Raw genomic sequence first — 20831 nt, 5'->3', positions numbered from 1 at the left:
TGTATATATAGAATTATAATTCAGGAGGCGATTAAAATGTTTGTAAAAGACCTTGCATTAAATATTATACCAAAATCTCTCGATGCAGTTTCTGTTAGGCAGAGAGTTTATTCTCATAATATAGCTAATTATAACACACCCGGTTATAAAAGAAAAGACGTCTCCTTTGAAGAAGAGTTAAGAAAAGCTCTTGGAGATAGTAATGAAATAAAACTTAAAACTACAAATCAAAAACACTTAAAAAATATTCCAGATTTAAATGAAGTGAGTTATAATATAATCGAGGACAAATCAAGAAGCAATAGAGAAGATGGAAACAATGTTGATATTGACGTTGAAATGGTAAAAATGATGGAAAATACTTTACAATACAACGCTTTAACAAGGTTAATAAATTATAGATTTAATGATTACAAGACAGTTATAGGAGGCATTAGATAATGAATATAAACGCATTTAAAATAATGGATATTGCAGCAAGCGGGATGACTGCAGAAAGATTTAGATCAGAAGTTATATCAAATAATCTTGCTAATGCCAACACCACAAGAACAGAAAATGGTGGACCATATCGAAGAAAGATTGTAACCTTTAAAGAGGTTTTAAATAAAGAAAAAGCAACAAAGGATGAGCAATTATCTGGCGTAAAAGTCGGGAAATTGGCTGAGGATAAAAGCCCTTTTAGACTTGTTTACGATCCCGGACATCCTGACGCTGACGAAAACGGATATGTAAAGTATCCAAATGTTAATGTTTTACGTGAAATGGTCGATTTAATTACAGCACAGAGAGCTTATGAAGCAAATGTGGCTGTGGTGAATTCGGCAAAATCAATGTTTAATTCTGCATTATCTATTGGTCGTGGAGCATAGTTAGGAGGTGCAATAAATGATTGAAAAGGTACCAGGTATTTCAGGAATAAATGGAATTAATAATATAGCACGGACGCAAAAAAAGGATCAAACAAAACAGGGAAATCTCAATTTTGCAGATATCCTTAAAAACGCTATTGAAGATGTTAACAAAACGCAAAAGGTGGCTCAACAAATGAGTGCTGATTATGCAGCTGGTAAGATTGATAACATTCACAATGTTATTATTTCTGCCGAAAAGGCTTCTTTATCTTTAAAACTCACAACCGAAGTTACTAACAAGATAGTTCAGGCTTACAAAGAAATTATGAGAATGCAGATTTAATAAGTGAGGTTATTCGATGGAAAGATTGGAAAAAATTATTTCAATGGTTGATACTTTTTTTGAAGAGAATCCAGATGCATCATTTGATGATCTGGAGGATTTTCTTGTCAAAAATTTTGACAAAGAATCCATAGAAGAATATTTTCAACTACTTGGTGAAACAATGGTTAATCTTGAAAAAAAATTAAAGGATCCGGTGGTGAAAATGATGGATAATGAAATGGAAGTAAAAATAATTAAAAATCCTGATGAAGACTTATTAAAAAAACTGGATGTAGAAAAATGGCCAATTTGGACAAAGGAAGCTTCAAAATTTGATTGGTATTATGATGATTCTGAAGTTTGCTATATCCTCGAAGGTAAGGTAAAAGTATATACTGAAAACGGCGAGTATTTAATTGAAAAAGGTGACCTTGTACGATTTAAAAAGGGATTATCCTGCACCTGGGAGATTTTAGAAGATATTAAAAAACATTATAATTTCGGAATAAATATATAAGGCTCGAAAAATTCGAGCCTTATTTTATTATTTTAGCCACGTAATTTTAAATTTATTCTTTTTAATTCTTTATCCATATCAAGTATTTCTACATTTACTATTTGGTTTATGCTCACAACTTCTGAAGGATGTTTTATGTATTTTTCAGACATATTTGATTTGTGTATTAAACCATTTTCTTTTATTCCCAAATCTACAAATGCTCCAAAATCTGTTATATTTGTAACTCTTCCCTGTAAAATCATTCCAACCTTTAAATCATCAAAGGTTAAAACGTCTTCATACAATAATGGTTGAGGTAATTCATCTCTTAAATCCCTGCCTGGTTTTTGTAATTCTGTTATTATGTCTTTGAGCGTATATTCTCCTATTTCAAGTTGTTCGGCTAATTTTTTTAATTCATTTTCACCATAATATTTTTTTAACTTTTCTCTTAATGTTTCTAATTTTTCTGAATTTAATATATCTTCTGGTTTAAAACCTAAATATTCTAATAATTGTATTGTTTTTTCATAACTTTCAGGATGAATACCTGTAACTTCAAGCGGATTATTCCCATCAAAAATTCTTAAAAACCCTGCTGCCTGTTCAAAAGCTTTAGGACCAAATCCTTTTACTTTTAATAATTCCTTTCTTTCTTTGAAAAATCCATTTTCTTCCCTGTATTTTACAATATTTTCCGCAAGTTTTGGTGTAATACCTGAAATATATTGTAATAATGCTGCTGAAGCTGTATTTAAATTTACCCCAACAAGATTCACAACATGTTCCACTGTATTTTCTAACTTTTCTTTTAGCAACTTTTGATTCATATCGTGCTGATATTGACCTACGCCCAATGATTTTGGATCTATTTTTACAAATTCTGCAAGAGGATCCTGAATACGTCTTCCTATACTTATGGCTCCCCTAACTGTGACATCTAAATCTGGAAATTCCTTAGCTGCTAATTTTGATGCTGAATATACAGAAGCTCCGGATTCATCTGCAAATATATATTTAAGACCAAGATTATGTTTTTTTACAACATCTACTATAAAACTCTGTGTTTCTCTTGAGGCTGTTCCGTTTCCAATTACTATAAGGTTTAGATTATATTTTTTTATAAAATCCAATACTATCTTTTCTGATTTTTCAAATTCATTTTGCGGCGGAACGGGATATATTGTTGCATTTTCCAGAAATTTGCCAGATTCATCAAGAGCTACTACTTTACATCCTGTTCTATATCCAGGGTCTATAGCAAGAACTCTTTTGTTTTTCAACGGTGGGGTTAATAATAGTTCCTTTAAATTCTTGGAAAACAATTCTATTGAAGATTCTTCAGCTCTTTGTGTAAGTAAATTTCTTACTTCATTTGAAATAGACGGAAAGAGCATATTTTTAAAACCATAGTCAAGTCCTTCTTTTATTATTTTATTGTTTTCCTCGTATTTTGTAAGATAGAATTTGTAGAGTTTTTCTATATATTTTTCTTCCAATGAGAGTTTTACGCTTAAAACACCTTCTTTTTCCCCACGATTTATAGATAAAACCCTATAATTTGGTATTTTTCTTATTTCTTGAGAAAATTCATGATACATATCGTATTTTGTCTTTTCTTCTATGAACTTTTTCTTTTTATTTGATTCAATTCTTCCATATTTTAATAAGTCATCTCTTAAAATTTTTCTTATTTTTTCATTATGAGCAAAATATTGACCTATAATATATTTTACTCCTTCAAAAACTTCTTCAACGCTTTTTACTTTATCATTTATGTATTTTTGAGCTTCCTGCTCAATATTTTCAATTTCCTCGGAAAGTAATTTCTTTGCAAATGGTTCTAAACCATTTTCTATTGCAATATCAGCCTTTGTTTTCTTTCTCTTTTTATATGGCAAATATAGATCTTCTACTTCACTGAGTTTTTTAGCCTGTAATATTTTATTTTTTAATTCTTCTGTTAATTTTCCCTGCTCTTCTATTGATTTTAAAACACTTTCTTTTCTTTTTTCAAGATCTGTATAGTATTGGAATAATTCAGAAATTTTTCTTATGATTCCTTCATTTAAATTTCCTGTTGCTTCTTTTCTATAACGACTTATAAACGGTATTGTGTTTCCATCATTTAAAAGATTTACCGTATTTTTTACCTGCCAATCCTTTATTTTTAATTCTTCGGAAATATTTTTCAATATATCCATTCTATCACTCCCTTAAATTAATACCATGTAATTAAAACAGGGGATTTCTCCCCTGTTTTATTTAATTATACAATTATAAAATTAATTTTCTTCTGTATTTTCTTCTTTTTCTTTTTGCTTTTCTTCGAAGTTTTCAACTTCAACTATTTCTACTTTTTCCTTTAAGAAATCTGCAACCTTTTTGCTTAAGATATCCCACATAAGATTTCCTAAAATTTCTGCATTTGAATAAACAATTTCTCTTGCCTTGTCATGAGGAATTCTCCACATATGAGCAAATGAATGTATAGCTTCGCTTAATTCTTTTTCTTCAACCTTTAAATTATTATCTTCTGAAATTTTGTTAATTACTGTCATTTCCTTAATTGATCTTATAGCCTGTTCTTTTAATTCATCAAGATATTTTTCTTCTCCACCGTATTTTTCCACTTCTTCATCGTATTTTCCGCTATTTTTAACTCTTTCAAGAGTTTTTTCAACAAAATCTTCTATTGTTTCCTCTGATACATCTATATCAACATACTTGTGTAATTCTGCTAATATGTAATTTCTTACATAATCTTCCTTCCATACTTTAAATGATTCTGCTCCTTCTTTTGAGAGCTTTTCTTTTAATTCAAGAACTGAATTTACTTCGCTGTCTAATGTTTTTGCTATTTCATCTGTTAATTCAGGTACTATTCTTTTATAAACTCCTTCAACATTGATTTTATACACGTATTTTTTGTCTTCAAATTCTCTGTTTATTTCAACGTAATCTCCCTTTTTCTTTCCAACAAGATCCTGAACCATAGGTCTTTTATCTTCTTCGTATAATACATATTCGCTTTCTTTATCTTTATATAATTCTTTTCCGTCTTCTGTAACTACTGTATATTTTACTTTTACAAGATCATTGATCTCTGCTGGCTCTTCTTTTTCTTCAAGAATAGGATTTTCTTCTAATAAATCCTTTATTCTTTCTTCTACAAATTTTTCTACAACTTCTTTTTCTGTTGGGACCTCTACTTTCATTTCCTCAAATTTCATTGATGTAATTTCAGGATGCTCGTGAACTAATACTTCAACTTCTGCAAAATCATTATCAAGAGCAAATGATTCAATATATGGACCAAATAAAATCTTATCATCTCTAAATTCTTCTTCAACCTGATCTAATAATATTTCTCTAACCATTTCAACAAAATCTTCACCAAATTTGATTTTCATAACTTTCTTAGGCACTTTACCTTTTCTGAAACCATGAAATGTATATCTCTGGTTTAATTCTCTAACAATCTGGTCTTCTGCTTTTGTAATATCGCTTTTGTCAAATTTTACAAGATATCTTTTTACGTTTTTGTCTGTAGATAATACTTCTTTCTGCATTTTCAACACTCCTTTTTCTTATTTTGATTTATATATACTGATTATATTATACTTGCAAAATACTTTAATACTGTTAAAATTAAGTCAAATTAGGATTTCAGATAAGTAATAAATTTAATAAGAAGAAATATATTTTCTTTTGATTTTTTATAGAAAAAAAGGTATAATATGTATATAAAAACTTATTTCTGGTAGGGGGAAAAATTCATGGGGTAAATAATAAAAGTATTCGGGATATTTTATTTAAACAAAATCTGTTTATTATTATATCTATTGTTCTTGTTGTAGTAATCTTATTGCTATTTTCAATGAATATTATCTTTAAAAAATTATATACTTCAACAGTAACCAAAACATTAAATTCAATCACTTCTTTTTATAACTCTCAAATCCCGTTGCTAGATGTTTATAGTTTAAAAGCCGAAGAAATGACAGAAGTTATACTAAAAGAAGTTTTAGACGTATTTATAAATAATCCTGAAAATTTTAAAAACTTTTTTCAGGAATATAAATTTAACAAATTCAAAAACAATCCTTTTGTAAAGGACATAAACTATTATATTATCAATAAAAATGGAGAAATAATCGAGACTGATTATGAACCTGATCTTGGATTAAATTTGGCAAAAAGAATTCCTTCATACTGGAAGTTTATTCAAAAAAAGCTAAGTAAAACAGATCCATATATTAGTATGCTTTCTTTTGAAGTAAAAACAAACTTTCCAAGAATGTATGCTTATAAGACTTTAGATAACGGAAATATTTTCGAGCTGGGAATATTGTTAAATGAAAATTCTGTCCCTATATTCTTTAAAACAATTTCTGTTTTGAACTTTAATTTTATACAAAACATATATACTTATAATATAAACTATACACCTTTCTCAAGCAAGTTTCCTTTATTAAGCAAAGAAGAGAAAAATATTTTTGAAAATTCTCCTGTTAATACTGGAAAAGTTAATGATTACACTATAAGAGAATTATCAAACTGGAAAAAAGCTTATATCTACTTCAAATGGTCTCCACCAACTATAAATAATAGAAAGTTTAATTTTGTTGTTTTAACAAAAGTTGTAATGGATTTTTCTGAAATAATTTCTTTAAAAAATATCGTAGAAATTTTATTTATTATAATAACCTTTTCTGTTGCTATTATTGTTCTGATATTTAGTTACAGAAATGCTTTACGCGTAGAAAAACCTATTACAAATTTAATAAAAAATATTGAGGATGGCAATATTGGTAAAATCGATGATCATACCGGTGTTAGAGAAATAGATACTCTTATAAAATATTATTCGCATATAACAAAAACATTGGCGCAGAAATTAAGTGAAGAAGAAAGGGAATTTTCAAATCTTAAAAGAAAACTTGAATCAATGGAAAAAGAAAAAAACTTACTATACGATATGGCTTTAAAAGATACTTTAACAAAGCTATTTAATAAAAAAGGTGCAATGAATATAATTACTAAAATAATTAAAAATCAGGAAAGTTTCTGTGTTATTTATCTTGAAGTCGACAATTATTACCTTGTAAAAGATTCATTAGGAATAGAAGAAGCTAATGATATGATTTTAAATCTTGTGGATATCATGAAACAAACATTTAGAGATAGAGATTTTGTTTTCAGATTTACAGACTCTGAATTTGTAGTAGTTTTAAGATTTGTTAATCTGGAAATTTCTCAACGGGTTTTAAAAAGATTTGTTGATGCCATAAAGAAATTTAATATTACTACTGATGCCAAATACAAAATTTCAATAAGCTACGGTTTAATTGAATACAAAAATCAGAATATTGATAATTTATTTAAAGATGCACAGAAAAAAATGAAAGAAATGAAAGAATTAAAAAAGAGCCTGTTAAGAAAGATGAAATCTTCTAAACAATAAAAAATATTATCACCTAAATTAATTTTAAATTGAGGGTTGGTGTAAAATGGATTTAATACCTTTTTACGAAAAAGGGAATACAAAAGTATTTTTATTTATTCTTCCTCCTTTTGGCGTAAACACTTATGTTATTGACGATGATAATACATTGATTATAATTGATCCAGGAAAAGGAAATGATATAATATTTCAATTTTTTAATCCTGAAAATTATCCAGAAAAATATATTCTGATAACTCATGGCCATTATGACCATATTGCTGGTCTGGAAATACTAAAAGATAAAGGATTTAAAATTTTGGTTCCACATAAAGAAATAAGTTACTTAAACGATAGTTCTAAAAATCTAAGTTATATGTTTGGTGTTGATTTTAAATTAAACATTAATGTTGAAACACTTTATGAAGGTTATTATAAAATTGGCAATTTAAAATTTCTTGCAAAATATTTTCCGGGACATACTCCTGGTTCAATGATTTATGACTTTGGTAATTTTATATTTACCGGAGATTTTATGTTTAGTGATTCAATTGGCAGAACTGACCTTCCATATGGCGATGAGAAAATGATGAAAAGATCCATTTCCATATTTAAAGAATTTATAAAATCAAAAAAAGATACCACTATAATAATGCCCGGCCATATGAATATCTGTTATCTTGAAGAATTAAAAAATGACAATATCTTTTTAAAATATGGAGGTTAGAAAATGATTGAAAGGTATTCCCTATCCCCCTTAAAGGAATTATGGTCAGAAGAAGAAAAATACAAAAGATGGCTGGAAATCGAATTAGCAGTTATTGAAGCTTTTGAGGAAAAAAATATTGCACCAAAAGGTACTGCTGAAAAAATTAGAAAAAAAGCTGTTATTGATGTCGAAAAAATTCTTGAAATTGAAAGTGTAGTAGATCATGATGTCATTGCCTTTATTAAATCTATAACAGATGAAATGGGTGATGAAGCAAGATTCTTTCATAAAGGATTAACCTCTTCAGACATAGTAGATACAGCCTGGTCTTTGGGATTAAAAAGAGCTGGAGAAATAATTTTAAAAGAAATGTATACATTAGCTGATATTTTAAAAGATAATGCTGTTAAATATAAATATCTTTACACTGTAGGAAGGTCTCATGGTGTTCATGCAGAACCAACTTCTTTTGGTTTAAAGATGCTTTCCTATCTTGCTGAATTAAATAGAAATATTGATCGTTTAAAAAATTCTATAGATAATATTTCATTTGGAAAATTAAGTGGTGCAGTGGGAAATTACGCAAATATTGATCCGGAAATTGAAGAAATTGCTCTTAATAAATTAGGATTAAAGCCAGAAACTGTTGCTACACAGGTTGTTCCAAGAGATAGACATGCTGAATTTCTTTCAACACTTGCTTTAATTGGTGCCGGAATTGAAAGAATTGCAATAGAGATAAGGCATTTACAAAAAACTGAAATACTTGAAGCTCAGGAACCTTTCAAAAAAGGACAAAGAGGTTCATCAGCAATGCCGCACAAAAAGAATCCTATACTCTGTGAAAGACTGACCGGTATGGCAAGAATGCTCAGAAGTTATACTGTTGGAGGATACGAAAACATTGCACTATGGCATGAAAGGGATATTTCTCATTCATCTGTGGAAAGAGTATTTCTTCCTGATGCAACATTAATTGCATATTATATGGTGAAAAAAACACAATATTTAATGGAAAACTTAATTGTTTACGAGGATAGAATAAAGGAAACCTTTCAAAGATCATATAATCTTGTTTATTCGCAAAGAGTGTTATTAGCTTTGATTGATAAAGGGTTAAGCCGTGAAGAAGGTTATAAATTCGTTCAAAAATATGCTCTTGAAGCATGGGATAACAGAAATGATTTTAAAGAAATATTATGGAATGACGAAAAAATACGTTCCTTATTTTCAAAGGAAGAGTTTGATAAATTATTTACTCCTGACTATTATCTTAGAAATATTGACGCCATATATAAACGTTTTGGGTTATAATAAATAAAAGCGCGGATTAATCCGCGCTTTTATTATTATTTTTTCGCAATTGATATTCTTACCATGTTCTTCTCAATTTCTGCCTGGACTTTTGCTTTTTCAACAGAACTTTCTGCATGATTTAATTTTTCTTTTGCAGCTTCAATTGCTTTCATTGCAGTCTCTACATCTATTTCATCAGGCCTTTCGGCTGCTGTGGTAAGAACTATCATCTCTTTACCGTCCATTTCAAGAATTCCGCCATGAACAGCAAATACTTCTTCTTTTCCATCTTTGTGTCTTACCTTTAAAGGAGCTACTTTTAATTTGGCAACAATGGGCAATCTATTTGTTAAAACACCCATGCCACCTTCTATTGTTGTAAATTCGGCATATTCTGCTTCAATTGTTGTTTTTACTCCTTTGGGGGTTACTATTTTTAAATCAAACATTTTACCCCCTCCTTAAACTTTTATTCCCATATTCTTTGCCTTTTCCAATGCCTGTTCTATTGTACCAACCATATAGAATGCCTGTTCAGGAATATGGTCGTATTTTCCTTCTAAAATTTCTTTAAATCCTTTTACTGTGTCTTCAACTTTTACATATTGACCTTCAATTCCAGAGAACTTTTCTGCAACAAAAAATGGTTGAGTTAAGAATCTCTGTATTTTTCTTGCTCTTTGAACTGTAAGTTTATCTTCTTCTGATAATTCTTCAATACCAAGAATAGCAATAATATCCTGTAAATCTTTATATCTCTGCAATACCTGTTGAACACCACGAGCAACACTATAATGTTCATCACCAAGAACTGCCGGATCAAGAACCTTTGATGTTGAATCAAGTGGATCAACTGCAGGATATAAACCTAATTCTGCAATTTGCCTTGATAAAACAATTGTTGCTTCAAGATGTGTAAATGTTGTTGCTGGAGCAGGGTCTGTAATATCATCTGCAGGAACATAAACAGCCTGAACAGATGTAATAGAACCATCTTTTGTAGATGTAATTCTTTCCTGTAACTGACCAACGTCAGTTGCAAGTGTTGGTTGATAACCAACAGCTGATGGCATACGTCCTAAAAGAGCAGAAACCTCCGAACCAGCCTGAACAAATCTGAAGATATTATCTATAAATAATAATACATCTTTTTTCTGAACATCTCTAAAGTATTCAGCCATTGTCAATGCTGTTAAAGCTATTCTAAACCTTGCTCCTGGTGGTTCGTTCATCTGACCGAATACAAGAGCTGTATTTGGTAAAACTCCTGATTCTTGCATTTCAAGCCATAAGTCATTACCTTCCCTGGTTCTTTCTCCAACACCAGCAAAAAGTGAAAGACCTTTATGTTCAATAGCGATATTTCTTATAAGTTCCATAACAAGAACTGTTTTACCAACACCTGCACCACCGAAGAAACCTATCTTACCACCTTTTGGGAATGGTGCAAGAAGGTCAATAACCTTAATACCTGTTTCAAGTATTTCAATTTCTGTTGATTGTTCTTTTAATGTTGGTGGTTCCCTATGAATTGGCCAATATTCTTTTGCATTAACATCGCCTCTTTCATCAATTGGATCACCAAGAAGATTGAACATTCTACCAAGTGTAGCATCACCTACAGGTACCTTAATAGGTTCTCCTGTATCTACAACTTCAAGCCCTCTTTTTAAACCGTCTGTAGAATCAAGTGCAACACATCTAACTGTATTATCACCAATTAATTGTTCAACCTCTAAAACAAGTTTATGATTAGTATATGGATTTATAACTTCAAGTGCATTATAAACTTCTGGAAGTTTACCTGTATCAAATTTAACATCCACAACGGGGCCTATGATACTAACTACTTTTCCTATATTTTTTTCCACTTATTACACCCCCAAAAATTCTTATTATTCTTCTTGCAATGCCTGTGCTCCGTTTACTATTTCGATTAATTCCTGTGTAATTGAAGCCTGTCTTGCTTTATTATAAGCTAATGTGAGCTTTTCGATTAAGTTCTTTGCATTATCTGTAGCATTATGCATTGCATTTTTCCTTGCATATAATTCACTAATCTTTGTTTCATACAAAATCATATACATTTTTGATAAAAGATATAAATATGCAGCTTCTTCAAATAGTTCTTTTGAATCTGGTTCATATTCATATCTTGATTCATTTTTGCCTTCAAAAGATACAGGAAGCAAATCAACTATTTCAGGTTTTTGGACAAGGGCATTTTTAAATGCACCATATACTACTTTAACCTTTCCTATACCTTTTTCTTCAATAATATCAATTATATCATCAAGAACATATTCTGCATTTTCCTGCGTAGGAACATCGTATAGTTTGGTTCTGGATAATATTAATTTGCCTGTTTTTTTAAGTTCTATTTCACCTTTTGTTCCAATATTTACAAAACCAACAAAATCTTCTGTTTTATTTGCTAAGTTCATAGCTTCTTTCGCTAATTCCATCGGGAATGCTCCGCACAACCCCATATCTGGTGTAACTGTTACTATTAAAGTGCCAGGCTTTTTTGATGTATATATACTATCTTCAACAGGAGATAATTTTTTTATTACCTTTTCTGCATAATATGCATAATCTTTTAATGCCTGAATATCTTTTACAATCTTGTTGGCTTTTGCCGCAGCAACCATTTCCATTGCTTTTGTAATTTTCATAGTTGACTGCGTTGAAGCACGCCTTTGTTTTAATATTCTAAGTTTTCCACGACTCATGGCCTTTCACCGCCTTAAGCCTGAAAACCCTGTTTAAAGTCTTCAATAGCTTTTCTTAAGTCTTTTTCAAGTTCATCATCAATTTTCTTTTTAGTTTTTATTGCTTCTAAAATAGAAGGTCTATTTGATTTTAAGAATTGTAAGAATTCTTTTTCAAATTTTGATATGCTTGATGTTGGTATATCATCAAGATATCCATTTACACCAGCAAATACGACTGCAATCTGATCTTCAACATCCATAGGCATATATTGCCCCTGTTTTAATAGTTCAGAAAGCTTTTCACCTCTGATTAACTGTTTCCTTGTTGATTCATCAAGTTCTGTTGCAAATTGCGCAAATGCTTCAAGTTCACGGTACTGTGCAAGATCAAGCCTCAAACTACCAGCAACCTGTTTCATAGCTTTAATCTGTGCAGCACCACCAACCCTTGAAACTGATAAACCAACATTAACAGCTGGTCTTTGTCCTGCATAGAACAATGATGGTTCAAGATAAATCTGTCCATCTGTAATAGAAATAACATTTGTAGGAATATATGCAGAAACATCATTTGCCTGTGTTTCGATTATAGGTAATGCGGTTAATGAACCTCCGCCATATTTTTCATTTAATCTTGCTGCCCTTTCCAATAATCTGGAATGCAAGTAAAATACATCACCTGGATATGCTTCACGTCCTGGTGGTCTTCTCAAGAGCAATGAAAGTTCCCTATAAGCTGCTGCGTGTTTTGAAAGGTCATCATATACAACAAGTGCATCTTTTCCATTAAACATGAAATATTCGCCCATTGCACAACCTGCATATGGAGCAAGATACAATAATGATGCTGGATCACTTGCACTTGCTACAACAACTGTTGTATATTCCATTGCACCATGTTGCTCAAGTTTTGCAACTGTTCTTGCAACAGATGATGATTTCTGACCTACTGCAACATAAATACAGTGAACGCCTTTACCTTTTTGGTTAATGATTGTATCTATAGCTATTGCTGTTTTACCTGTTTGTCTATCTCCAATAATTAATTCCCTTTGACCTCTTCCAATAGGAATCATTGTATCAATAGCTTTTAAACCTGTCTGTAATGGTGTATCAACAGGCTTTCTTAATACAACACCTGGAGCTTTAAATTCTATTGGTCTTGTATTTTTAGCATTAATTGGACCTTTTCCATCTAAAGGCTGTCCCAAAGGATTAACAACTCTTCCTAATAATTCTTCTCCAACAGGAACTTCTGCAATTCTTCCTGTTCTAACAACTTTGTTTCCTTCCTTAATAACCTTATAATCACCAAGTATAATAATACCAACATTATCTTCTTCAAGGTTTAAGGCTATACCATCTATTACTTCACCTTCATCTGTATGGATTTCCACAAGCTCACTTGCCATTGCATCTCTTAACCCATATGCTCTGGCAATACCGTCACCAACCTGGATAATCCATCCAACTTCTTTTATTTCACCTGATTCATATGATTTAATACGTTCCTCAATTACCTTTTCAAGTTCATCAGGATTTATTCTCAAAACAAATCACCCCCGCTTGGAAGCGTACTCGCGTCCGATTTTTTCCAGTATTCCTTTTACTGAATAGTCAAATACTTTGTCTTCAAGTTGTAATTGCATACCACCTATTAATGATTCGTCTATTTCAGAATCTAACTCTGCTGTTCTACCGGTTTTTTTATGTATTAATCCTCTTAATTCTTCTATATTTTCTTTATTTAAGGCATAAGGTGTTATAACCTTTACCTTTACTACTTTTTTTAGTTCATTGTTTTTTTGTTCTAATAAAGTAAAAATCATTGGCAACATTAATTGCCTCTTCTTATAAACAATAGCTCTAATAAACTTATTAAAATCAACATCATCTATCTCTGCCGTTTTTGCTATCTCCATAGCAATATAATCCTTTGGAAGCAAAGGATTACCTATCATATCAGCAAACATATGATCATTTTCAATTTTTTCAACTATTTTCTTTATAGCATTAACATATTCTTCTAACTTATCCAATTTATTATTTTTTGATAAATATTCAAAAAAAGCATCTACATATCTTGTTGCAACTGAAATTGAAGCTTTCATAACTTTTCACCCTTATCCAAAGCTTCAAATGCTCTTTTAATTATTTCTTCGTTCACTTTTTCATCGATATTTTTCTTTAAAATCATTGATGCAATTGCAATTGATAATGAAACAACTTTATTTTGTATATCTTTATATGCTTCTTCTTTAATTTCAGCTGCTTCTTTTTCTGCTGCAGAAATTATTCTGCTTTTCTCATTCATTGCATCTTCTTTAGCTTTGGCAATTATATCTTTTGCAAGATTTTCTGCATCTTTTATAATATCTTCTTTCTTTGCTCTTATCTCTTCAAGCTCTTTATTTGCCTGAGCTAATTTCTCTTCAGCTTCTTTTCTGAGTTTTTCAGATTGATTTAACTCACTTTCAACTATTTGCCTTCTTTTCTCTGCAATATCAAAAAATGGTTTGTATAATGATACCCAGAGAAAATATAATAAAACAAAAAATCCTGCTAAATTAACCAATGACGTAAAATTTATATCTAACATTTACTTGCACCCCCTTTTATGGGGATTACTACCCCGAATATATATTATGGTAAAACGATTAACATCAATAATGCGATAACCAATGAATATAAACCTGTTGATTCTGTAACAGCCATAGCAAGCAACATTCTTGTTGTTAATGTACCAGCCATTTCAGGTTGTCTTGCCATAGCATCCATAGCATGAGCACCAACATTACCTTCTCCAACACCTGGACCTACAGCACCAATACCCATAGCTAAACCTGCACCAATAAATTTACCCATGTAGTATAAACCTGTACCTAATGCAGCTTCACTTCCTGATTTTACAATTTCCTGTGCTACCTGTTCAACAGCCATTTAAATCTACCTCCTTAAAAAGATTTATTGTTGATACAAAAATTATTCTTCAAGCAATGATCCCATATATGCTATTGCAAGCAACGAAAACACAAAAGCCTGTATAAATCCAACAAATATTCCAAAAAATCCCCATAAAAATACAGGTAATACAAAATATTTAATCATATAACTGATGATTAATACAAGAATACCTCCACCAAATATATTACCAAACAACCTTAATGAATGCGAAACTGGTTTTGCTATTTCTCCAATAAGATTCAAAGGAAATAACAAAGGTGTTGGTTCAAAAAACATCTTTATCCAGCTACCAATACCTTTAGCTTTAATTGCAAAGATATGACTTATTACCAAAACCATTACAGCAAATGTTCCATTTGTATTTAAATCTGATGTTGGAGTATACCATGTGTCTGTCAAAATTCCAAATTTTATACCTTCTTCCGTAGGAGCTACATTTATACCCGGAAAACCTGAAAGTAAATTAGCAACAAGAATAAATAAAAATAGTGTTGTTGAAATAGCAAATATTGCTTTTCTATATCTTTGATTTGGAACAGCGTCTTCCACTAATTCCCAAAAGTATTCCAGCAAAGCCTCCACTATCGATTGTTTCTTGTTTGGAATTAATTCAAATTTTACACCCGCAGCAAAAACTATCAATAATAAAATAATAAGTCCGGACATAATTAATGTCATTGGATTAATAGTATTCCAAAAAGAGGGTGTATCTCCAAACGTATAAGTCCATCTTAATCCTACACCTTCCAAATTAGCTGAAGGAAAAAAGATGAAATTTACAAGCCCTAATCCTAAATAGATCAGGAATAAAACAAGAAGTGTTTTTTTCTGACTTTCAGACATAATATATTCCTCCCCGTTATTTTGGTGAAAGTAGTGCAGCTATTTTCATATTTAATAATCCTAAAAATGTTAAAAACAATCCTACCTCAGAAAAAAGTGCTCCAACAAGTAATATTATACCAAAAAAAATATATCGTATAATATACCCTTTTGGAAATTTCTGTTTGCCGTTGGTTACTATTTTTTTAATATCTTCAACTATCATTAAAATTCCAATTACGGCTCCAAAGCTCCCCCAAAAAATCCATAATGATTTCAAACCAAAAAAAACAAACAAAATTACGACTTCTCCCAGAGAAAGGATTCCTATTTTAATCGCTATTTCCTTCATTTTTTCCAGTAGTTGTTTGTCTATTTCTTTGTTGTTTAAATTCATTATCCTGTTTTTCTGCCTCCTTCATTAATTCCATTATCCCTTGATATAAACCAGAAATAATACCTAAAAACAAAAAGATTATCTTCCACACCTCTGCATGTGTTATGGAAGATAATATATATCCTATTATGTAGCCAACAAATATATTTGCCAATACAGTTAAAGCAAAAAAATATACCAGATTAAGTTGCGCAAATATTTTAATATCTACTCCAAATTTATCTCGCCTTCTCATATCGCGCTTTTTAATACTACAAAAAACTCTTCAGAATACTTTCCTTCTATTGTTAACGGGAATCTCAAAGAAACACCATCTTTAATAAAGATAATGTTATTTCCATGCATAATCGAAGGAGGAGTAATATTTATCTTATAACCAAGCTGTTCAAGATTCACTGCTATCGCTCCGGATATCATATTTCCAAGTTCTCCTAAAGCACTTAAACTCATTTCATCAAGTTTTTCAACAGGCATTCCCATCATCATCTTAGAAACAACCGCTCTTGCTGATTCTTCAGAAAGACCTATATGAATATTCCCGTGTAAATCCCCTATAAAACCTATGGTAACAACAACTTCATAGGATCTTCCCTCTCCTTTATCAACAACAGGTTTCTGGATAGCAATATCCATATCATTTGTTGCCATCTTAAATGTTTTTGAGAAAGCATCGAGAATAGAATTAATTACTTTTACATTCATAGTATTCCTCCTTTAACTTATTCATACATATTATACTATAATTTTAATAAAATTACAATAATATCAAAAATAAATTTTATTAATTATAATTAGCCATTCTAACTATACAATATCTCCTGCATATGATATAATACTGTTAAGACGATTTGAATATTAAATATGAATTATAAATATTTTCTTTCATTTTAATATTTCAGGGAGGGAGAATTATGCGAATAGGAATTTTAACTGGTGGTGGAGATTGTCCCGGTTTAAATGCTGTTATTAGAGGTATTGTTAGATCTTCAGGCGAAGGTTATGAAATTTATGGAGTTTTAAACGGATGGAAAGGTATGTTATCAAAAGATGTTATGAAACTTGATAATGAAGATGTAGAAGGTATTCATATTTTAGGCGGAACTATTCTCGGAACTGCAAGAGTAAACCCATTTAAAAGAGAAGAAGATAGAATGCTTTTAGAAAAAAATTTTAAAGAACTTGGGTTTGACGCTTTAATAGCCATTGGCGGTGATGATACCTTATCAGTTGCTGCTAAACTTTCAAGTTTAGGATATCCTGTAGTTGGTGTTCCTAAAACTATAGATAATGATGTTTCAAATACAGATTATACTTTTGGTTTTCATACCGCTGTAAACGTTGGCGCAGATGCCATTGATAGATTGCATTCTACTGCGAAATCACATCAACGTGTAATGATTGTTGAACTTATGGGAAGAGAAGCTGGCTGGATAACCATTGAAGCTGGACTTGCGGCAGGAGCTCATTTAATTTTGATTCCAGAATTTCCAATGACTATAAATGAAATTGTAACATATGTCAATAGAAGAATGAAAAAAAATAGATATATGATAATAGCTGTAGCAGAAGGATTTAAACCAACAGAATTAGAAGAAGTGGTTGCAGATAAATCAACAATAGATGCCTTTGGACATATTAGATTGGGTGGTGTAGCTCATTATCTTGCAGAAATAATAGAACAAAAAACAGGTTATGAAACACGTTCTGTAGTTCTCGGTCATCTATTAAGAGGCGGAACCCCAACTGCATTTGACAGAATACTTGGAACAAGATATGGCGTAGAAGCTATGAATTTAGTCAAAAAAAGAGATTTTGGAAGAATGGTTGCATTAAAGGGAAATGAAATTATCTCCATCCCATTGGAATATGGTGTAGCAACCAAAAAACTTGTCCCTTTTGAATATTATAAACTTGCTCAAATTTTCTTTGATTAAAGATGTTAAATTATCAATATGAGGTGGAACTATGAATTATGCGGTAACAATTGGTACTTTCGACGGCGTACATAAAGGTCATCAGGTAATTTTAAAAAAAACTCTGGATTATGCGGAAAAACATCAATTAAAACCCAAAGCATATATAATGAAATATCCGGCTTTACATCATTTTTCCAATGATTTTGTTGGATTAATTTACCCATCATATAAAAGAGAAGAAATTTTGCAATCTATGGGTTTTGAAACAGAAGTATTTGAACTTCCAGATGTCATCAACATTACTCATGGAGAATACCTGGATTTTCTTTTAAATAATGGAATGAAATGTATAGTATGCGGAGAAGATTTTACATTTGGTAAAGGTAAAAAAGGAGATATAAATTTCCTTCTCGCAGAAAGACATAAGAAAGATTTTATAGTGGAAATAATAAACGATATAAAAACTTCAGAAACACGTATTAGTTCAACATTTATAAGAAGGTCTATACAAAATGGAAGAATTGAAGAAGCAAATAAGTTACTCGGAAGAAACTGGACATTGGAAGGCCCCGTATATGAAGATAGGCATGTTGGATTTAAACTGGGATTTCCAACAGCAAACATTGATATTAGATATAAAGAAAAAATTATTTACCCTAAATTTGGAGTATATCTTGTATATGGCGGGGTAAAAAATTCACCATACAAGTATTTCGGTCTTATGAGCGTTGGAATGAGACCAACCTTTAATCTGGATATAAAAGAACCAAAGGTTGAAATATATTTCCTTGATTATTTTGGTGATTTATATAATAAAGTCATTGAAGTTGAAGTTTTAAAATTCATGAGAGAAGAAATGAAATTTTCATCTGAAAAAGAATTAATCAGTCAAATGATAAAAGATGAAGACAATGCAAGAAAGTTATTGTCACAATTCCAAAACTAAAATTTCTTAACTATTGATTATTATAAAAAATCCTGAGAGAATTAACAACTCTCAGGATTTTTTTATTGAAAAAGATATTTTTTTTTGATATAATATTGTACAAGTTTGTTAAAAATATAATTTATTAACAAAAAAGGAGGGAAAATGTGGAATTTTATGATTCAAATGAAAAAAAAGATATTTTTTACTTCTTTGCTATTTTTCTTATGGTTTTGTATTCAAATATTGCATTATATATGCGTCTTCCTTATGGAAATGGCATTTTGAATTTTATTACAATATATATACTCTTTAAAAGCATAATCTCATTTACTAAAGAAGATGATTTATATTTTCTTAGAATAGATATCAACAGCGTACTAGAAAATTTTAAGGATACGAAATTGCTTTTGCTGATATTGGCATTAACGCTAATTCATGTTTTACATAATATTAAATATAACATATATGTTTTTTATAACAAATCCTCTATTATTTTTGCAATTATCCTAATTTATTTTCTATGTATAAAATTACGTGATGATATGGAACATGCATATCCAGACAGTATTATATCACCATTCTTAATAGCTTTCTTTGCATCATTATTTGTAAATGGATTGAAACTTACAAACAGTTCATTTTATTTTTCATTTAATAATGTTTTATTCACAGGATATATATATTCCTTTGTATTTTTTCTTTTGATGTATTATATTATAAAAAGATCCGATCATATTTATTGGGCACTTATTATTTATTTACTATAATCTTTTACAAGGAGGAATACTATGGGAAAAACAAAATTTATTTTAAATCTTTTAATCGTTGCTGCAATATTCTACCTTATATGGCTAAATACAGAATATAAACTTAAACTACATGAATCTAATATATTTGGAAAAATGTACAATTGCATAAAAAACAACTACTATCCAGAATTAACAGATGAAGAAATTGACGATATGTTATATAATGCTATACAGGGACTTCATACAAAATATAGCGATTTTATAAAATCCAATAAAGATTATGTTGATCTCGCATCAGATTATGCATATAAACTGGGTTTTACAGGAAAATATAATTTTAAAAAACAGGCAGTAGAGGTATCAGAGGTCTTTTTCGGTTCAAAGGTTTATAAAGAAGGTTTGCGTTCAGGAGATTATATAATAGCAATTAACGGCAAAGATGTTAGAAGAGATGATATTCCCTCATTCGAAAACACGGAAAATTTTACAATAACTGTTTTAAACAAAAATCGAGAAACATTTAACATTTCCTTTTCAAAAAGGACGGGTTTTTATAAAATGATGGATACAAAGGTCATTAAAGAAAAAGAAAAAAAATTTTTGATAATAAAAATAAACTATTTTGGTGAAGGATTATTTGAAGGATTTAATGATTATATTAATCTTGCAATTGAAAGAAAAATCGACAATATAATTATTGACTTAAGAAATAATCATGGTGGTTCTTTAAATGAAGCTCAAAAAGTCCTTTCGCTTTTATCTCCTCAAAATGTATTTTATAATATAAAACTTAAAAATAATTATTATATGCTCAGTCGAATTCAAAATATCAAATACAGAAAAGAATTAAATAATAAAAAAATAGTTGTAATTGTAAACAGATTTAGCGCTTCAGCTTCTGAATTGGTTGGATTATATCTCAGGGATAATAACCTTGCAACTGTTATTGGCGAAAGAACTTATGGAAAATCTGAAATTTTAAATACATTTTCTCTTGATGAAAATAGAAAAATAATAATACCTGTAGGACAATATATATCTTTAAATGGCGAAAATATTTCAGGAAAAGGTTTTGAACCAAACATAAAAATCGAAGATCCTGATTTTGGTATAATATATGAAAATATCAGAGAACCAGAAGAAGATCTTTTATTAGAAAAAGCTATTGATATTTGTTTAAAAAATCCCCCTTCATTATCCTGAAGGGGGAAA

24 protein-coding genes are annotated in these 20831 nt (G+C 30.1%); 11 read left to right on the top strand and 13 right to left on the bottom strand.

Annotated elements, in window-relative coordinates; translation table 11 throughout:
- The first annotated feature begins 36 nt into the window (after positions 1-36).
- From flgB to LN42_RS11065, 4 genes are read left to right on the top strand one after another with little or no spacing between them, the layout of a single operon-like run.
- Positions 37-441 (top strand): flagellar basal body rod protein FlgB, encoded by a 405-nt coding sequence (gene flgB, locus LN42_RS08265; RefSeq protein WP_014297066.1) that lies wholly within the window; start codon positions 37-39, stop codon positions 439-441.
- A gap of 5 nt (positions 442-446) precedes the next feature.
- On the top strand, positions 447-872 hold the full coding sequence (gene flgC / locus LN42_RS08260; protein ID WP_041639029.1) for a flagellar basal body rod protein FlgC: 426 nt from the start codon (positions 447-449) through the stop codon (positions 870-872).
- 16 nt (positions 873-888) lie between these two features.
- The gene (gene fliE, locus LN42_RS08255) at positions 889-1197 is read left to right on the top strand and encodes a flagellar hook-basal body complex protein FliE (RefSeq protein WP_014297064.1); all 309 of its coding nucleotides are present in this window, start codon (positions 889-891) and stop codon (positions 1195-1197) included.
- A 16-nt stretch (positions 1198-1213) separates the two neighbouring features.
- Positions 1214-1696 (top strand): cupin domain-containing protein, encoded by a 483-nt coding sequence (locus LN42_RS11065; protein ID WP_014297063.1) that lies wholly within the window; start codon positions 1214-1216, stop codon positions 1694-1696.
- A gap of 32 nt (positions 1697-1728) precedes the next feature.
- Here the strand turns inward: LN42_RS11065 and LN42_RS08245 are convergent, their stop codons facing one another.
- Together LN42_RS08245 and tig are read right to left on the bottom strand one after the other, a co-directional pair.
- Positions 1729-3882 (bottom strand): Tex family protein, encoded by a 2154-nt coding sequence (locus tag LN42_RS08245; RefSeq protein WP_014297062.1) that lies wholly within the window; start codon positions 3880-3882, stop codon positions 1729-1731.
- 81 nt (positions 3883-3963) lie between these two features.
- On the bottom strand, positions 3964-5250 hold the full coding sequence (gene tig / locus LN42_RS08240; protein ID WP_014297061.1) for a trigger factor: 1287 nt from the start codon (positions 5248-5250) through the stop codon (positions 3964-3966).
- 296 nt (positions 5251-5546) lie between these two features.
- Here tig and LN42_RS08235 point away from each other — a divergent pair, with 296 nt between their 5' ends.
- From LN42_RS08235 to purB, 3 genes are read left to right on the top strand one after another with little or no spacing between them, the layout of a single operon-like run.
- A complete protein-coding gene (locus tag LN42_RS08235) occupies positions 5547-7145 on the top strand; it encodes a GGDEF domain-containing protein (protein WP_041638575.1) in 1599 nt (532 codons plus the stop codon).
- 46 nt (positions 7146-7191) lie between these two features.
- The gene (locus LN42_RS08230) at positions 7192-7851 is read left to right on the top strand and encodes an MBL fold metallo-hydrolase (protein ID WP_014297059.1); all 660 of its coding nucleotides are present in this window, start codon (positions 7192-7194) and stop codon (positions 7849-7851) included.
- Between the two features lie 3 nt (positions 7852-7854).
- On the top strand, positions 7855-9147 hold the full coding sequence (purB, locus tag LN42_RS08225) for an adenylosuccinate lyase (protein WP_075780670.1): 1293 nt from the start codon (positions 7855-7857) through the stop codon (positions 9145-9147).
- A 35-nt stretch (positions 9148-9182) separates the two neighbouring features.
- Here purB and atpC read toward each other — a convergent pair whose 3' ends face one another.
- The 11 genes from atpC to LN42_RS08170 are packed head-to-tail and all read right to left on the bottom strand — an operon-like array spanning position 9183 to position 16728.
- Complete coding sequence (gene atpC, locus LN42_RS08220; protein WP_014297057.1) at positions 9183-9578, bottom strand: ATP synthase F1 subunit epsilon; 396 nt, start codon at positions 9576-9578, stop codon at positions 9183-9185.
- A gap of 12 nt (positions 9579-9590) precedes the next feature.
- Positions 9591-11000, bottom strand: a complete 1410-nt coding sequence (gene atpD, locus LN42_RS08215) for a F0F1 ATP synthase subunit beta (RefSeq protein ID WP_014297056.1) — start codon at positions 10998-11000, stop codon at positions 9591-9593.
- A 24-nt stretch (positions 11001-11024) separates the two neighbouring features.
- A complete protein-coding gene (gene atpG / locus LN42_RS08210) occupies positions 11025-11861 on the bottom strand; it encodes an ATP synthase F1 subunit gamma (protein WP_014297055.1) in 837 nt (278 codons plus the stop codon).
- 14 nt (positions 11862-11875) lie between these two features.
- On the bottom strand, positions 11876-13393 hold the full coding sequence (atpA, locus tag LN42_RS08205) for a F0F1 ATP synthase subunit alpha (protein ID WP_014297054.1): 1518 nt from the start codon (positions 13391-13393) through the stop codon (positions 11876-11878).
- A 6-nt stretch (positions 13394-13399) separates the two neighbouring features.
- Positions 13400-13954, bottom strand: a complete 555-nt coding sequence (gene atpH, locus LN42_RS08200) for an ATP synthase F1 subunit delta (protein ID WP_014297053.1) — start codon at positions 13952-13954, stop codon at positions 13400-13402.
- Positions 13951-14442 carry a F0F1 ATP synthase subunit B gene (gene atpF, locus LN42_RS08195; RefSeq protein WP_014297052.1) on the bottom strand — a complete coding sequence of 164 codons (492 nt, stop codon included), beginning with the start codon at positions 14440-14442 and terminating at the stop codon, positions 13951-13953. The genes atpH and atpF overlap by 4 nt, the downstream gene beginning before the upstream one ends.
- A gap of 44 nt (positions 14443-14486) precedes the next feature.
- The gene (locus tag LN42_RS08190) at positions 14487-14783 is read right to left on the bottom strand and encodes a F0F1 ATP synthase subunit C (RefSeq protein WP_014297051.1); all 297 of its coding nucleotides are present in this window, start codon (positions 14781-14783) and stop codon (positions 14487-14489) included.
- Positions 14784-14825: 42 nt separating this feature from the next.
- Positions 14826-15650, bottom strand: a complete 825-nt coding sequence (gene atpB / locus LN42_RS08185; protein ID WP_014297050.1) for a F0F1 ATP synthase subunit A — start codon at positions 15648-15650, stop codon at positions 14826-14828.
- 16 nt (positions 15651-15666) lie between these two features.
- Entirely contained in the window at positions 15667-16026 is a 360-nt protein-coding gene (locus LN42_RS08180; RefSeq protein ID WP_148265164.1) for a hypothetical protein, read from the bottom strand.
- Entirely contained in the window at positions 15962-16261 is a 300-nt protein-coding gene (locus LN42_RS08175; protein ID WP_014297048.1) for an AtpZ/AtpI family protein, read from the bottom strand. The genes LN42_RS08180 and LN42_RS08175 overlap by 65 nt, the downstream gene beginning before the upstream one ends.
- Complete coding sequence (locus tag LN42_RS08170; protein WP_014297047.1) at positions 16258-16728, bottom strand: chemotaxis protein CheX; 471 nt, start codon at positions 16726-16728, stop codon at positions 16258-16260. The genes LN42_RS08175 and LN42_RS08170 overlap by 4 nt, the downstream gene beginning before the upstream one ends.
- A gap of 209 nt (positions 16729-16937) precedes the next feature.
- Here LN42_RS08170 and LN42_RS08165 point away from each other — a divergent pair, with 209 nt between their 5' ends.
- The 4 genes from LN42_RS08165 (at position 16938) to LN42_RS08150 (ending at position 20822) form a co-directional block, all read left to right on the top strand.
- Positions 16938-17960: a 6-phosphofructokinase gene (locus LN42_RS08165; protein WP_014297046.1), complete on the top strand. Its 1023-nt coding sequence runs from the start codon at positions 16938-16940 to the stop codon at positions 17958-17960.
- Positions 17961-17991: 31 nt separating this feature from the next.
- Entirely contained in the window at positions 17992-18888 is an 897-nt protein-coding gene (gene ribF, locus LN42_RS08160; RefSeq protein ID WP_014297045.1) for a riboflavin biosynthesis protein RibF, read from the top strand.
- A gap of 146 nt (positions 18889-19034) precedes the next feature.
- Positions 19035-19637, top strand: a complete 603-nt coding sequence (locus LN42_RS08155) for a hypothetical protein (RefSeq protein ID WP_014297044.1) — start codon at positions 19035-19037, stop codon at positions 19635-19637.
- A 21-nt stretch (positions 19638-19658) separates the two neighbouring features.
- Positions 19659-20822, top strand: coding sequence for a S41 family peptidase (locus tag LN42_RS08150; protein WP_014297043.1), 1164 nt, complete (start codon positions 19659-19661; stop codon positions 20820-20822).
- Positions 20823-20831: the final 9 nt, after the last annotated feature.

Source organism: Marinitoga sp. 1137 (assembly GCF_001941525.1).
GTDB lineage: Bacteria > Thermotogota > Thermotogae > Petrotogales > Petrotogaceae > Marinitoga > Marinitoga piezophila.
The sequence above is the reverse complement of the archived record's forward strand: the minus strand, read 5'-3'. Positions and strand labels throughout refer to the sequence as shown.